We start from the raw sequence: 13423 nt of genomic DNA, 5'->3' as shown, positions 1-13423 counted from the left end.
CAGCCGGGCATTACGGTGGGACACGAAGACCTCCGTGCGGTGCAGTCCTAGACAGCTCCACCACACCGGAGGTCTTCGCCATGATCAAGCACCGGCACATGTCAACAACGCTCGTGATCAATACACCTAGGAGCTGGAGTGGACTCCAGCGCAAGCGCCGCGGCGCCGGACGTGTCGGGGCGGTTCCTAGAAGAAGCCCTGGTTCGGCAGCGGCGTTCCGTTGAGTTCGTAGCGGCCCACCGCGACCGCTTTGAGCGTCTTCGGATTGTGGGCGGCGATCGTACGGATGTTGCGCCAGTGCCGGTCGAGGTGGGCGCCGCGGCGGACCAGCGAGCCGCCGCCGATGTCGAAGAGCTCGGACGCGGCGCGGTTGGCGAGTTCGTCCACGACGACCTTGGCCTTGGCGTTGAGCAGCGACGCGCGCGCGGACAGCTCGGCCTCCTCGGGGGTGCCGTGCGCCGCGTAGGCGTCCTCCAGCGCGCGTCCGGCGGTCAGGACCAGGGCCTGCGCGGCGAACGCCTGGCTGTGCAGCAGCCCCACGCTGTACTGCACGATCGGGTCCTCGGTCGGCGCGTCGGCGGGCGCGTGGTAGAAAGCCCGCTTCTTGGCCCGGACGTGTGCGACCGCGTCGGCCGCCACCCGGCGCAGGATGCCCGCGATCATCGCGTTGAGCTGGATGTGGAAGAACGTCGCGGGGTACGGGACGGATTCGCGGGCGTCGGTCGCCCGGGTGAAGTAGTCCTCGGGTGTGATGGCGACATCGTCGAAGGTCACCGTGCCGCTGCCCGTGAAGCGCTGGCCGAAGCCGTCCCAGTCGTTGGGGCGCAGCACGCCGGGGCGGTCGGTGGGGACGATGACCTGGGCCCTCCCGCCGTCCACGTCGGTGACGCCGACGACCAGCCAGTCCATGTACAGGCTGCCCGTGGTGTAGTGCTTCGTGCCGTTCAGCCGCAGGCCGCCGTCCGTGCGGCTGACGGTGGTCCGGTACGGGAAGTCGGTGGCCCCCGCCTTCGCGCCCAGTTCGGTGGAGGCGGAGCCGATCAGCTCGCCCCGCGCGACACGGTCGAGCCAGACCGCGTCCTCGGGGCGGCCGCCGCGCAGCAGCCCCTCCACCACACCGAAGTGGCTGCGCAGGATGTGCGCCACATTGGAGTCCGCGGCGCCCAGGTCGATGAACACTTCGAAGAGCTGGGTGAGGCTCGCGCCGCCCCCGCCCCGTTCGACCGGCACCCGCAGGGCGCCGAGCCCTGCCCTTTTCGCCGCCTCGACGGCCGCGTACGGCAGTTCGTCGCGCTCGTCCCGCCCGATCGCGCCGTCGCCGATGTGCTCGATCAGCTCCCGCAGTCGCGCCGAGCCGAAGGTGACACCGCTCGTGGCCTCGGCTGTTTCCGTCATGCGTGCTCCCCTGCTCACTGTGGCGCCCGGGTTCCTGTGGCACCTCAGCGTCGATCCGGCGGCGTGGCCGATCAACAAGGTTCGGCTACGGCGTCGTTGCGGCTGCGCTTAACTGTCGGGCCGGGGTGCGCCCGTGACCGCGGCGCGGTCCCGGTCCCGGACCGCGCGGGTGCGCGGCGCGGTACGCGGTCCTGGCGGCGCGGTCAGGAGGCGACCCGCAGGACCCGTCTGTGCAGCGCCTGTTCACCGATCGAGCGCAGCGTGCGCAGGACGAGCGCGATGTTCGGGTCGTTCCTGCGGGTGGTGCGCGTGACCGAACTGATCGTGCGGTAGCCGATCGGCACGCCCTCGACGATGAGGTGTTCCAGGTGCGCCGGTACGGACAGCCGGGGCACGATCGCCGAGACGACCTCGGTGGCGGCCAGGTCGCAGACGATCTGGGCGGTCACCAGCCGGTGCGTGATCCGCGGGGTGAACCCGGCCCGCTCGGCGGCCCGCAGCAGCGCGGTGTCCAGGGTGGAGTTGGCCAGACCGGTGACCCACACCTGTTCGGCGAGCGCCGCGAGCCCCAGGTTGCGGACCCGGGCGTGCAGCCCGGTCGGCGCAAGGAGCACGAACGGCTCGACCAGCAGCACCTCCCGGCTCAGCCCGTTGAGCAGGTCCTGCGCCTCGAAGTCGCACCGGTAGGTGACGGCCACGTCGACCTCGCCCTGGCGCAGCAGGCGCAGCGCGTCATCGGCCTCGGCCTGCTGGAGGTGGATCTGCAAGTGCGGCTCCTCGGCGCTCAGCAGGTGGATCAGCGGCGCCGCCAGGACGGGTATGCCCAGGTTGTAGGAGACCATCGCGATCTGTCCCGAGACCTGGTCGCGGGTGGCCGCGAGCGCGCTCATCGCGTCGTCGACGGCGCCGAGCACGACGCGCACGTGGTCCACGAGGATCCGGCCGCTGCGGGTGAGGCCCAGGGTGCGCCCGTCCCTGCGGAACAGGATCGAGCCGGTCTCGACCTCCAGGACCCGGAGTTGCTGTGAGACGGCGGAGTTGGTGATGTTGCGCCGTTCGGCGACGGCGGTGACCGTACCGAGATCGGCGAGATCGCGTAGCAGCATCATGCGACGCAGGTCGAGCATGCTCATGGTTGACCTCAGATGTTGTCGAGTTGACCCCCACGACACCCAGGCGCGGCGCGGCCGGTACCGGCGGCGGCGGTCTGGGTTCGATTCTGACGAGCGGCGGCGCTCCTAGGAGGGCAGGCCGCGCTTCGGCACCAACGGCGTGGTGCGGATCAACGACGACAGGCGGCGACGCAGACGCGCATGAGATCGACATGGCGTCGCGCGAAGAGGTCCGTCCCGGTCACGCACCGAGGATCGCACACCCACCCCGATTCCCACCACGTCCTAGATCGTGTCGATTCGCACAGTGCCGCCCCGGCCTCCCCCGCCCACCCCACTGTTAAGCCAGGTCCCGGCTATTGCTGTAGCCAGATCTTCTTGTTCGCCCCTTCCCGTCCCCGCAGGCTGAGGCCCTATTCGCAGCTCGGCGTCGCCGTCGGGCACTCGATCGGGGAAGTCCATGGGTCTCGAACTCGAAGGAAAACGCGCCGTCGTCACCGGGGGCGGCACGGGCATCGGTTACGCCATCGCCGAGGAACTGGCGCGCGAGGGCGTGCGGGTGGCGATCACCGGACGGCGGGGGGACGTCCTGGACGACGCGGTCGTACGGATCAGGGAGTCGACCGGCGCCGACGTGCTCGCCGTGCGGGCCGACACCGGTGACGACGACTCGGTGCGCGAGCTGGTCGACACCGTGAGAACGGCCTTCGGCGGTATCGACATCCTCGTCAACAACGCCGCCGAGCAGCCCGCGCAGAAGGGGCCGAGCTTCCAGGACGCCGACGACGCCTGGTTCCAACGGCAGCTCAACGTCAAGGTGATCGGCTATCTGCGCACCATCAAGGCCGTCGCGCCGCTGCTGATCGAGAACGGCTGGGGCCGTGTCATCAACATCAGCGGCACCGGGGCCCGTTCGACCGTCTCGGTGATCGGCTCGGTCCGCAACGCCTCGGTGATCGCGCTGACCAAGAACGTCGCCGACGAACTCGGCCCGCACGGCGTCAACGTCACCGTCGTCCACCCCGGTCCCACCCGCACCGAGCGGTACGTCGAGCTTCAGAGCGGCGGCGCGGCCGACGGCGCGGCGCCCGCCGCGCCGGACAACGTCATCGGCCGGGTGATCGAGCCGCACGAGGTGGCGTGGGTGGTCGCCTTCCTCGCCTCGCCGCGCAGCGTGGCCGTCGTCGGCGACGGCGTCTACGCCGGCGGCGGCGTGCCCGGCGCCATCCACTACTGATCCGACCAGAGTCCAGGAGAGTTCCCATGACCGAATCCGTGGCCCCCGCCATCGCCGTCGACGAGTTGCGCGCGCTGCTCGACGGCGGCCAGGAGTACGCGCTCGTCGACGTCCGTGAGTCCGGCGTCACGGCGGCGCAGGGGTCGATCCTGCTCGCCGTCTCGATCCCGCTCAGCGTCCTGGAGCTGAAGGTGGGGGCGCTGGTCCCCCGCCGTGACACGCCGGTCGTCGTCTACGACGGCGGCGACGCGGAGCTGGCGGGGCGGGGCGCGGCCCGGCTGCGCGCGCTCGGCTACACCGACGTCCGGGTGCTCGACGGCGGCCTCGCCGCGTGGGCCGCGGCCGGGCACAAGGTCCACAGCGGCGGCGATCACGTCATCGGGCAGGCCTTCGGCGAGTGGATCGAGGAGGTCTACCAGACGCCGCACATCAGCGTGCCGGACTTCCTGAGCCGCCGCGCGGCCGGTGAGGACATCGTGCTGCTCGACAGCCGCCCCATCGGCGAGTTCCGCGACCACAGCCTGCCCGGCGGGACGTCGATACCTGGCGCCGAACTCGTCTACCGCGCGGCCGAGGCGGTGTCCTCGCCCGACACGCTCGTCGTGGTCAACTGCGCCGGGCGCACGCGGAGCATCCTCGGCGCCCAGGTGCTCATCAACGCGGGCCTGCCGAACCGGGTGGTGTCGCTGGAGGGCGGCACCCAGTCCTGGGTGCTGGAGGGGCACGAACTCGACCACGGCGAGACGTCCTCGGTGGCGCCGCCGACCGGCGCGGCGCTGGAGGCGGCGCGGGAGAGCGCGGCCCGCTTCGGCGAGCGCTTCGGGATCGAGCACATCGACGCGGCGGCGCTCGCGGCGTTCGGCAAGGACGACACGCGTTCGCTGTACGTCCTGGACGTACGCACGCCCGAGGAGTTCGAGGCCGGTCACCTGCCCGGTTCCCTGTCGGCGCCGAGCTGGGATGTCGCACCGTGGGTGTTCCGGCACGTCGGCACGCACCATTCCCGTGTGGTCCTCGTCGACAACGACGGCGTACGGGCCGCGGTCGCCGCTTCCTGGATCGCCCAGATCGGCTGGGCGCAGGTGTTCGTCCTCGACCGGGCCCTGGAAGGCGTCGACCTGGAGACCGGCCCGGTGCCGCGGCCCGTCCTCGACCCGCCGTCCGGCGGCTTCGAGACGGTCACCGCGCAGGAGCTGGACGGCGCCCCGGCCGACACCCGGCTCGTGCTCGACGTGGCGCCCAGCCCGGAGTACCGCACCGGCCACGTCCCCGGTGCCCGGTTCGCCATCCGCGCCCGCCTCGCCGCGTCGGCGGCCGAGCTGCCCGGCACCGGGCCGGTCGTGCTGACCTCCTCCGACGGGGTGCTCGCGCGCTACGCCGCCGCCGACCTCGCGGCGGCCACCGACCGTCCGGTGCGGGTGCTCGACGGCGGCACGGCGGCGTGGCGCGCGGCCGGTCTGCCCGTGGAGACCGACCGGGCCGAGTGGCTGCACGCGCCGGAGGACGTCGTCGCCTCCGGCTGGCGCGAGAGCGACCCCGAGGACCGCAAGGCCGGATTCCGCCGCTATCTGTCCTGGGAGCTCGGCCTGGTCGCCGAGTTGGCGCAGGACGACACCGTTCCGTTCAAGAAGTTCGCCTGAGGCACTGACCCCCTGTGAGGACACGCTCATGACCGCCATCGCCAGGCCCCTCACCACCCGGCCGGTCGACACCGCCGCCGAGGTGACGCGTTGACCGGCGCCGCTTCCGTCACCGACACCGCGCCCGCGCCGGGTGCGCCGACCGCCACGAGGACTCCGCGGGGCGCGGCGGGGCTCATCGACCTCAGCCCGCGCAACCGCGGGCGCGAGAGCGTGCGCAAGCGGGTCCGCTTCTGGAGCGGCTGGACCCTGCGCGTCGGCGTGCCCGTCGCACTGATCGCCCTCTGGCAGCTCGCGTTGACCTGGGGCTGGACCACCGAGGACGTGCTGCCCTCGCCGAAGACCATCGTCGAGGCGTACCAGTACCTGTGGAACAACGGCTCGCTCCAGGCCGCCGTACCGGTGTCGCTGCGGCGGGCCGGTGAGGGGCTGCTGCTCGGCGGCAGCGCGGGGCTGGTGCTCGGGATCTTCGCCGGTCTGTGGAAGATCGGCGAGGAGATCTTCGACGCCACCCTCCAGATGCTGCGGACGGTGCCGTTCATCGCGCTGGTCCCGCTGTTCGTCACCTGGTTCGGCATCGACGAGCCGTCCAAGCTCGCCCTCATCACCGCCGCGGCGCTGTTCCCGCTCTACCTGAACACGTTCCACGCCGTGAAGGGCGTCGACCAAAAGCTCATCGAGGCGGGCAGGACCTTCGGGCTCAGCGGCTTCCGGATCGCCCGCCGGATCATCTTCCCGACGGCGCTGCCCGGCATCCTCACCGGTCTGCGCTTCGCCTGCTCCTTCTCGCTGCTGTCGCTGGTGCTGGCCGAGCAGGTCAACTCCACCGCCGGGATCGGCTATCTGATCATCAACGCCCAGAACAACCAGCGCCCGGACATCGTCATCGCCGGCATCTGGATCTACGCCGTGCTGGGCATCCTCATCGACTTCGTCATGCGCGGCGTCGAGCGTCTCGTCCTGCCCTGGAGGGCCCGTGTCGGTATCAACTGAATCGCCGGGCGACCTCGCCGCGGACAGCGCGGGATACGCCGTCACCGCGCTGGGGGTCCGACGGGTCTTCGACGGCCGTGCGGTGCTCGACGGGGTCGATCTCCGGCTGCGGAAGGGGGAGTTCGTCGCGCTGCTCGGAGCGTCCGGCACCGGTAAGACGACGTTGCTCCGTATCGTCGGCGGACTCGACACCGCCGACGAGGGGAATGTCGTCGTGCCCCGCGTGCGGTCGACCGTCTTCCAGGAGCCGCGGCTGGTTCCCGCGCAGAAGGTGTGGCGCAATGTCGTGCTCGGCGCGCGGCGTCCGCGAGCCGCGTACGGCAAAGCGCTCGCCGCGCTGGCCGAGGTCGGTATCGAGAGCCACGCCAAAGCCTGGCCCCGGACGCTGTCCGGCGGTGAGGCGCAGCGTGTCGCGCTCGCCCGCGCGCTGGTCACCGAGCCCGATCTGCTGCTGCTCGACGAGCCCTTCGCGGCCCTGGACGCGCTGACCCGGATCAAGATGCACGACCTGCTGGCGGCGCTGTGCGCCAAGCACGAGCCCGCCGTCGTCCTGGTCACCCATGACGTGGACGAGGCGATCCTGCTCGCCGACCGTGTCCTGGTCCTCTCGCGCGGTTCGATCGCCCTGGACCAGCGGGTCGAGATCGACAAGCCCCGCCACCGCGACGATCCGCGGTTCCTCGAACTGCGGGCGGCGCTGCTCGACCAGCTCGGCGTGGCCCGCACCGTCGGCGGCGGCGACGAGGAGGTGGCCGCCGGCCATTGACGGCCCGTCAGATCAGCGCACCACGAACCATCTTCACCCGACACATCCCGAGGAAGTCATCGCACATGTACAGCACCGGCAAGCACTCCCCCTTCGTCCAGCGCACGTTCACCGCCTTCGCGGCCGTCGCCCTCGCCATGGTCGCCACCGCATGCGGCGGTTCCGGCGGCGCCTCGACCTCCGCGAAGAACGCGGGTTCCGGGTCGAACGGCGGCTCGACGGGCGGTTCCTCCTCCGCCGCCGCGGTCGACCTGTCCGGCGTCAATCTCACGATCAGCTACCAGACCGCCGACTTCCCCGCGCTGCTGAAGGAGTCGGGCCTGTTCGAGGACACCCCGTACAAGTACAAGGTCCCGATCATCGCGGGCCCGGCGAACCAACTGGCGGCGCTGTACGGCAAGCAGATCGACGTCGGCCAGGTCGGTGAGAACACCGCCGCCTTCGAGGCCGCCAACGCCTCGGCCGACTGGACGAAGACCGGCGCCCCAATCCAGGGCTTCGCGGTGACCTGGACGCCCGACGCGCCCTACCCGGCCGCCGTGTACGTGACGAAGAGCTCCGGCATCACGACGCTCGCCGAGCTGAAGGGCAAGAAGATCGGCTACAACTACGGCGGCAACATCTACGCCGCCTACGTCGTCGCGCTGGAGAAGGGCGGCTTCGGCCCCAAGGACGTCCACGGTGTGCAGTTCCCGAGCAACCAGGCCGCGGCCAACGCCTTCAACGCCGGGCGCCTGGACGCGGTGGTGACCAGCTACAGCAACGTGAAGAAGCCCGTCGACTCCGGAAAGGCGATCAAGATCGCCGACAACGCGACGCTCGGCATCCTCGGCGGCAGCGGCTGGATCGCCAGGACCGAGGTGCTCGACGACCCGGCCAAGCTGGCGGCGCTCAAGGACTTCTACGGCCGGCTGCGGACCTTCTACGAGCAGTGGATCCCCGGTCACGAGACCGCGTACGAGAAGGTCGAGCAGCAGGTCCTCAGCCAGACGCCCGACGTGGCCAAGGTCAACTGGGAGAACGCCCGGCACTCGACCTTCTACAAGATCGGTGACCCGGAGTTCCTGCGGATCCAGCAGGCGACCGTCGAGGCCGCGTACAAGTACGGCGGGCTGAAGACCAATGTCACGTCCAAGCTCGGGTTCAACTACACCACGGCGCTGGACGACGTGACGACCGGCTGACCCGGCGCCGCTCCCGAACCACCGGCTGAGGAGTAACCATTGACCGACATCACTCGACGCAGGCTCGGCACCGAGGGGCTGGAGGTCTCGGCCCTCGGCCTGGGCTTCATGAGCTTCGCGCGGTCCACCGACGCCGACGAGCGGCACAGCGCGTCGGCGTTGGTGGGCGAGGCGATCGACCTCGGGATCGACTTCTTCGACACCGCCGACATCTACGGCCCGGCCATCAGTGAGACGCTGCTCGGGCAGGCGGTCAAGGGCCGCCGTGACGGCCTGGTCATCGCCACCAAATTCGGCAACCCGCTCGACCGGGCCACCAACCCCGACGCCCGCCCCATCGACGGCCGTCCGGAGTACGTACGGTCGGCGGTGGAGGGCTCGTTGCGGCGCCTGGGCGTCGACCACATCGACCTCTACTACCAGCACCGCGTCGATCCGACGGTGCCGATCGAGGAGACGGTCGGCGCGCTGAAGGAGCTGGTCGAGGCGGGCAAGGTCCGCTGGATCGGCCTGTCGGAGCCGGGTCCGCGGACCCTGCGCCGCGCCCATGCCACACATCCGGTCACCGCGATCCAGAACGAGTGGTCGCTCTTCACCCGCGACATCGAGGCCGAAACGCTGTCCATCGCGCGGGAGTTGGGCATCGGCATCGTGCCGTTCTCGCCGCTGGGCCGCGGGTGGCTGACCGGTCGGCTGCGCAGCCGCGCGGATCTGACGGGCCGTCGGCTGGAGCACCCGCGGTTCGCCGAGGAGGTCTTCGACACGAATGTGAAGCTGGCCGACGAGGTCGTCGCCGTCGCGGCCGAACTCGGCGCCGAGCCAGGTCAGGTGGCCCTCGCCTGGGTGCTCTCGCGGGGTGAGGACGTCGTGCCGATCCCCGGCACCCGGCACGCCGCGTATCTGCGGGAGAACGTCGGCGCGTTCGACGTCACGCTCACACCGGAGCAGGCCGCGCGGCTGGCCGGTATCGCCGAGCGGGTCGAGGGCGACAGGGCGCTGCGGCCCGGCGCCATCGGGGCCGAGGCGCGCCTGCCGGACGCCGCCGGTTCCTGATCCGGCGGCAGCCCGAAGAGCCGCCCGGCGTACCGGCCCCGTGGGGATGGGGGTCGGTACGCCGGGCGGCTCCGTCGCGCCGTGCGGCCGTGCGGCCTCAGACCGGGGTGGCCGCCGGGACAGGCAGGCCGAGGTTGCCGCGCAGCGTGCTCGCCTCGTACTCCTTGCGGAAGATCCCGCGCCGCTGGAGCTCCGGCACCAGGTGGTCGACAATGAGGTCGAGGCCGTCGGGGTAGAGGTCGTGGTTCAGGTTGAACCCGTCCGCGGCGCCCTCGGTGAAGTACGCCTCCATCTCGTCGGCGATCTGCTCCGGGGTGCCCACCACCATGCGGTGACCGCCGCCGGCGATGTGCCGGTCGAGCAGGTCGCGCACCGTCAGGTTCTCGTTGCGGGCGGACTGGAGCACGGAGTTGGCGAAGCCGTAGCTGCTCGGCTTCCACTCCGGCGAGTTGATCAGGTCCCAGGGCGGCTGCCGGTCGAGCTCCAGGCTGTCCACCGGCAGGCCGAGCTGCGCCGCCAGCGACGTCAGGGCGTCGGTGGTGTCGGTGCTCAGACCGGCCAGCAGGTCGCGGCGCTCGCGCGCCTCGGCCTCGGTGCTGCCGATGACCGGCCACAGTCCGGGCAGGATCAGAACGTCGTCGGGGTCGCGGCCGTGAACGTCGCGGGCCCGGGCCTTCACCTTGGCGGCGAAGTCCTTGCCCTGCTGGAGGTTGTGCGCGGCGCAGAAGACCGCGTCGGCGTACTTCGCGGCCAGGTCGATGCCCTGCTCCGACGCGCCCGCTTGCAGGACGACGGGGTGGCCCTGCGGCGAACGCGGCACCTGGTACCAGGTCTTGACCCGCAGGTGCTCGCCGACGTGGTCGACCTCCCGCACCTTCGTCAGGTCGGTCAGCTCACCTGACGCCTTGTCACCGACGAGCGCGTCGGGGTCCCATGACTCCCACAGCGCCCTGATCACCGCGATCGCCTCGTCCGCGCGGCCGTAGCGGGCGTCCCGGTCGGGGTGCGCGTCGAGGCCGAACTGGGCCCCGGCGCGCGGCGACTGCGTGGTGACGACGTTGACCGCGGCCCGGCCGCCCGAGACCAGGTCGAGCGAGGAGCCCAGCCGGGCGATGTGGTACGGGTGGCGGTAGGTGGACGACACGGTCGCCACCAGGCCGACGTGCGTGGTGGCGCGGGCGATCGCGGTCAGCACGACGAACGGGTCGATCGCGTTCCACGGCCTGGTGAAGTCCTGCTGGGAGAATCCGAGGGTCTCGGCGAGGAACACCGCGTCCAACAGGCCGCGTTCCGCGGTCCGGCCGAGGTTCTCCCATTCGTCGATGTCGAGGAAGCCGAGCGGGTCGTCGCGCAGGCGCCAGCCCCCCGGTGCTCGGCCCAGCGCGTTGGCGTTGACGTTCAAGTGCAGTCGGCGTGTGCTCACTGGTGGCGGTCTCCTGATCAGGCCGTGCGCGCGGTGGCGCGGCTCGCGTCGGTCACCAGGGGCGGAAGCCCGTAGTGGCCGCGCAGCGTGGTGGACTCGTACTCCCTGCGGAAGATCCCGCGCCGCTGGAGCTCCGGCACCAGGTGGTCGACGACCTGCTCCAGGCCGGAGGGGAAGATGTCGAAGTTGATGTTGAAGCCGTCGGCGGCGCGTTGGGTGAACCAGCTCTCGATCTCGTCGGCGACCTGCTCGGGCGTGCCGACGATCGCGTTCTGCGCGTTCGCGCGGCGTTCGAGGACCTCGCGCACGGTGAGGTCGCCCTGGCGTGCCACGGACAGCACGCCGTTGGCGGCGCCGACGCTGCGCGGGCTCCACCGCGGCGAGTTGATGTAGTCCCAGGGCAGGGCCTTGTGCAGGCTCAGCAGGTCGACGGGGACGCCGAGTTGGACGGCCAGCGCGCGCACTGCGGCGTCGTCCGCCTCCACGGGACCGACCAGTTCGGCGCGGCGCCGGATCGCCTCTGCCTCGGTGCCGCCGAGGGTGATGTTGAGGCCGGGAAGGACCAGGAGTTCGTCGGGGTCACGCCCGTGGGCGGCGGCGCGGGCCTTCAGCCCGCGGTAGAACTCCTGCCCGGTCGACAGGGTGTTGGAGGCGCAGAACACGGCGTCCGCGTGCTGCGCGGCCAGTTCGATGCCCAGGGGCGACGCTCCGGCCTGGACGATGACCGGCCGCCCCTGCACGGAGCGCGGGAACTGGAACCGCCCCCTGAAGCCCACGTGTTCGCCGTCGAAGTCCACCGTCGGGACCCGGCCGTCGTCCACCAGTTCGCCCGTCGTGGGGTCGGCGACCAGGGCGTCCGGGTCCCAGGAGTCCCACAGCCGCTTGACGGCGTTCAGCACCTCTTCGGCGCGCCCGTACCTGACCTCGCGTGCGGGAAGCGGTCCCCGCCCGTACAGGGCCGCGGCCGCGTCCTCGCCGGAGGTGACGATGTTGACCGCCGCCCGGCCGCCGGAGGCGATGTCGAGCGTCGCGGCGCGGCGCGCGATGTCCCACGGCTGGTAGAAGGTCGCGGACAGGGTCGTCACCAGACCGATGTGGCGGGTGGCGCGGGCCACCGCCGTCTGGAGCATGAACGGGTCGAAGGCGTGCCACGGCTTGCTGAAGTCGGTGGCGCCGAGGTGGTCGGCGAGGAAGACCGCGTCCAGCAGGCCGCGCTCGGCGATCCGCCCGAGCTTCTCCCAGGAGGCGACGTCGAGGAACCAGGTGGGCGGAGAGCTGTGCCGCCAGCTGTTCGGCGGTTTCGCCAGCCCGTTGGCGTTGACGTTGAGGTGCAGGAATCGTTCGGTCACGGCCCCATGCTTGGGCGAACCGCTCCGGGGATGAAGCCGAAGCGGCTACCGGTTCCCTTAAGCTCCCCTTCGCGGTCCGCGCCAGGGCCGGGCCGTTGTCGAGCCGGTGCCGGGCCGTTGTCGAGCCGGTGCCGGGCGGATGTCAGGTCGGTGCCGGGCGGCCCGTGCGGTCAGCCCGCCAGTTCCCTGATCAGCGGGACCGCGCGGGAGAGCCGGACGGTGCCGTACGCGATCAGGCCGACGGCCGCCAACTGCGGCACGACCCACCAGCCGGTACGGATGTGCTCGCCGTAGACGGTGATGCCCAGCGCCAGGCTGACGGTGGCGTCGCCGAGGGTGAGGGCGGGCTGCGAGGCGATGATCGGCCCGGACTGGAGGGCGCTCTCCAGCAGGAAGATCGCGGTGACGCCGCACAGCGCGAAGCCGTAGGTCTGCCAGGCGGTCAGGAAGGCGACGCCGCCGTGCGCGGAGAAGGTGTCGGCGGCGGACTTCATCAGCGCCGCGGTGAGCGCGTTGGCCACCGCGGAGGCGGCGCCCAGCAGGGCGGCCCTCGGCGCGCCGGAGGGCCGGTGGCGGGCGATGACGACCGCCCAGCCGATGGCGCCCACGCAGAGCAGGACGGCGGGCACCCAGTGCGCCATGGACGCCTGCGCGCCGCCGCCGCCCGGCGCCGCGGCGCCCAGGGCGAGCGCCAGACCCGCGACCATGCAGGCGACGCCGCTCCAGCCCGCGCGCGGCAGGGCGCGCCCGAGCAGCGGCACGCTGAAGAGCAGGGCGAGCGGCAGTTCCAGGATGAAGACGGGCTGCGCGAGGGCCAGGGGTCCCGCCACCAGGGCGAGGGCCTGGAAGGCCGCGGCGCCCGCCACTCCGCAGATGCCGAGCAGCCACACCGGCTGCCGGATCATCGCGAGCATCTGACGCGGGCGCATCGCGTCGTTGGGCGGCACGGCGAGCGCGGCCTTGCGCTGGAGGACGGTTCCCACCGCGTTGCTGGCCGCACCGAGCAACGCGAAGAACACACAGAGCACCAGCAGGGTCGGCCTCCCGTGACGTAACTCCCCTGGCGCAGCGTAGGCGGCGCGCGGCGCCGACGCACACGCGGGTGGGGGTCACGGGCCCGGCTTCACCCGTTCGCGGGGGCGGGGGGGGGGGGGGGGGGGGGGGGGGGGGGGGGAGGGGGGGGGGGGGGGGGGGGGGGGGGGGGGGGGGGGGGGGGGGGGGGGGGGGGGGGGGAGGGGGTGGGGGGGGGGGGGGGGAGAAAGAGGAGGGGT

11 protein-coding genes are annotated in these 13423 nt (G+C 71.9%); 6 read left to right on the top strand and 5 right to left on the bottom strand.

What is annotated here, in order from left to right:
• Positions 1-186 precede the first annotated feature (186 nt).
• Complete coding sequence (locus tag ACZ4EF_RS34530; RefSeq protein WP_467508113.1) at positions 187-1395, bottom strand: acyl-CoA dehydrogenase family protein; 1209 nt, start codon at positions 1393-1395, stop codon at positions 187-189.
• A 203-nt stretch (positions 1396-1598) separates the two neighbouring features.
• On the bottom strand, positions 1599-2528 hold the full coding sequence (locus ACZ4EF_RS34525) for a LysR family transcriptional regulator (RefSeq protein WP_467508111.1): 930 nt from the start codon (positions 2526-2528) through the stop codon (positions 1599-1601).
• Between the two features lie 439 nt (positions 2529-2967).
• On the opposite strand from ACZ4EF_RS34525, the gene ACZ4EF_RS34520 reads away from it, so the two are divergent.
• The 6 genes from ACZ4EF_RS34520 (at position 2968) to ACZ4EF_RS34495 (ending at position 9380) form a co-directional block, all read left to right on the top strand.
• Positions 2968-3744, top strand: a complete 777-nt coding sequence (locus tag ACZ4EF_RS34520; protein WP_467508109.1) for an SDR family NAD(P)-dependent oxidoreductase — start codon at positions 2968-2970, stop codon at positions 3742-3744.
• 26 nt (positions 3745-3770) lie between these two features.
• Positions 3771-5384 (top strand): rhodanese-like domain-containing protein, encoded by a 1614-nt coding sequence (locus tag ACZ4EF_RS34515; protein ID WP_467508107.1) that lies wholly within the window; start codon positions 3771-3773, stop codon positions 5382-5384.
• 90 nt (positions 5385-5474) lie between these two features.
• The gene (locus ACZ4EF_RS34510) at positions 5475-6377 is read left to right on the top strand and encodes an ABC transporter permease (protein WP_355347516.1); all 903 of its coding nucleotides are present in this window, start codon (positions 5475-5477) and stop codon (positions 6375-6377) included.
• Complete coding sequence (locus tag ACZ4EF_RS34505) at positions 6361-7143, top strand: ABC transporter ATP-binding protein (protein WP_467508105.1); 783 nt, start codon at positions 6361-6363, stop codon at positions 7141-7143. The genes ACZ4EF_RS34510 and ACZ4EF_RS34505 overlap by 17 nt, the downstream gene beginning before the upstream one ends.
• Before the next feature lie 65 nt (positions 7144-7208).
• Complete coding sequence (locus ACZ4EF_RS34500; RefSeq protein ID WP_391164255.1) at positions 7209-8327, top strand: ABC transporter substrate-binding protein; 1119 nt, start codon at positions 7209-7211, stop codon at positions 8325-8327.
• Between the two features lie 48 nt (positions 8328-8375).
• Entirely contained in the window at positions 8376-9380 is a 1005-nt protein-coding gene (locus ACZ4EF_RS34495; RefSeq protein WP_467350296.1) for an aldo/keto reductase, read from the top strand.
• Between the two features lie 97 nt (positions 9381-9477).
• On the opposite strand, the gene ACZ4EF_RS34490 is transcribed toward ACZ4EF_RS34495, so the two are convergent.
• The 3 genes from ACZ4EF_RS34490 to ACZ4EF_RS34480 all read right to left on the bottom strand — a co-directional run bounded on the left by ACZ4EF_RS34490 (position 9478) and on the right by ACZ4EF_RS34480 (position 13186).
• Positions 9478-10803, bottom strand: coding sequence for an NtaA/DmoA family FMN-dependent monooxygenase (locus ACZ4EF_RS34490; RefSeq protein WP_355347525.1), 1326 nt, complete (start codon positions 10801-10803; stop codon positions 9478-9480).
• A 17-nt stretch (positions 10804-10820) separates the two neighbouring features.
• Complete coding sequence (locus ACZ4EF_RS34485; RefSeq protein ID WP_467508102.1) at positions 10821-12152, bottom strand: NtaA/DmoA family FMN-dependent monooxygenase; 1332 nt, start codon at positions 12150-12152, stop codon at positions 10821-10823.
• Positions 12153-12322: 170 nt separating this feature from the next.
• Complete coding sequence (locus ACZ4EF_RS34480; RefSeq protein WP_355347646.1) at positions 12323-13186, bottom strand: DMT family transporter; 864 nt, start codon at positions 13184-13186, stop codon at positions 12323-12325.
• Positions 13187-13423 lie beyond the last annotated feature (237 nt).

It is taken from the genome of Streptomyces sp. NPDC025721 (genome assembly GCF_055558595.1).
The sequence above is the reverse complement of the archived record's forward strand: the minus strand, read 5'-3'. Positions and strand labels throughout refer to the sequence as shown.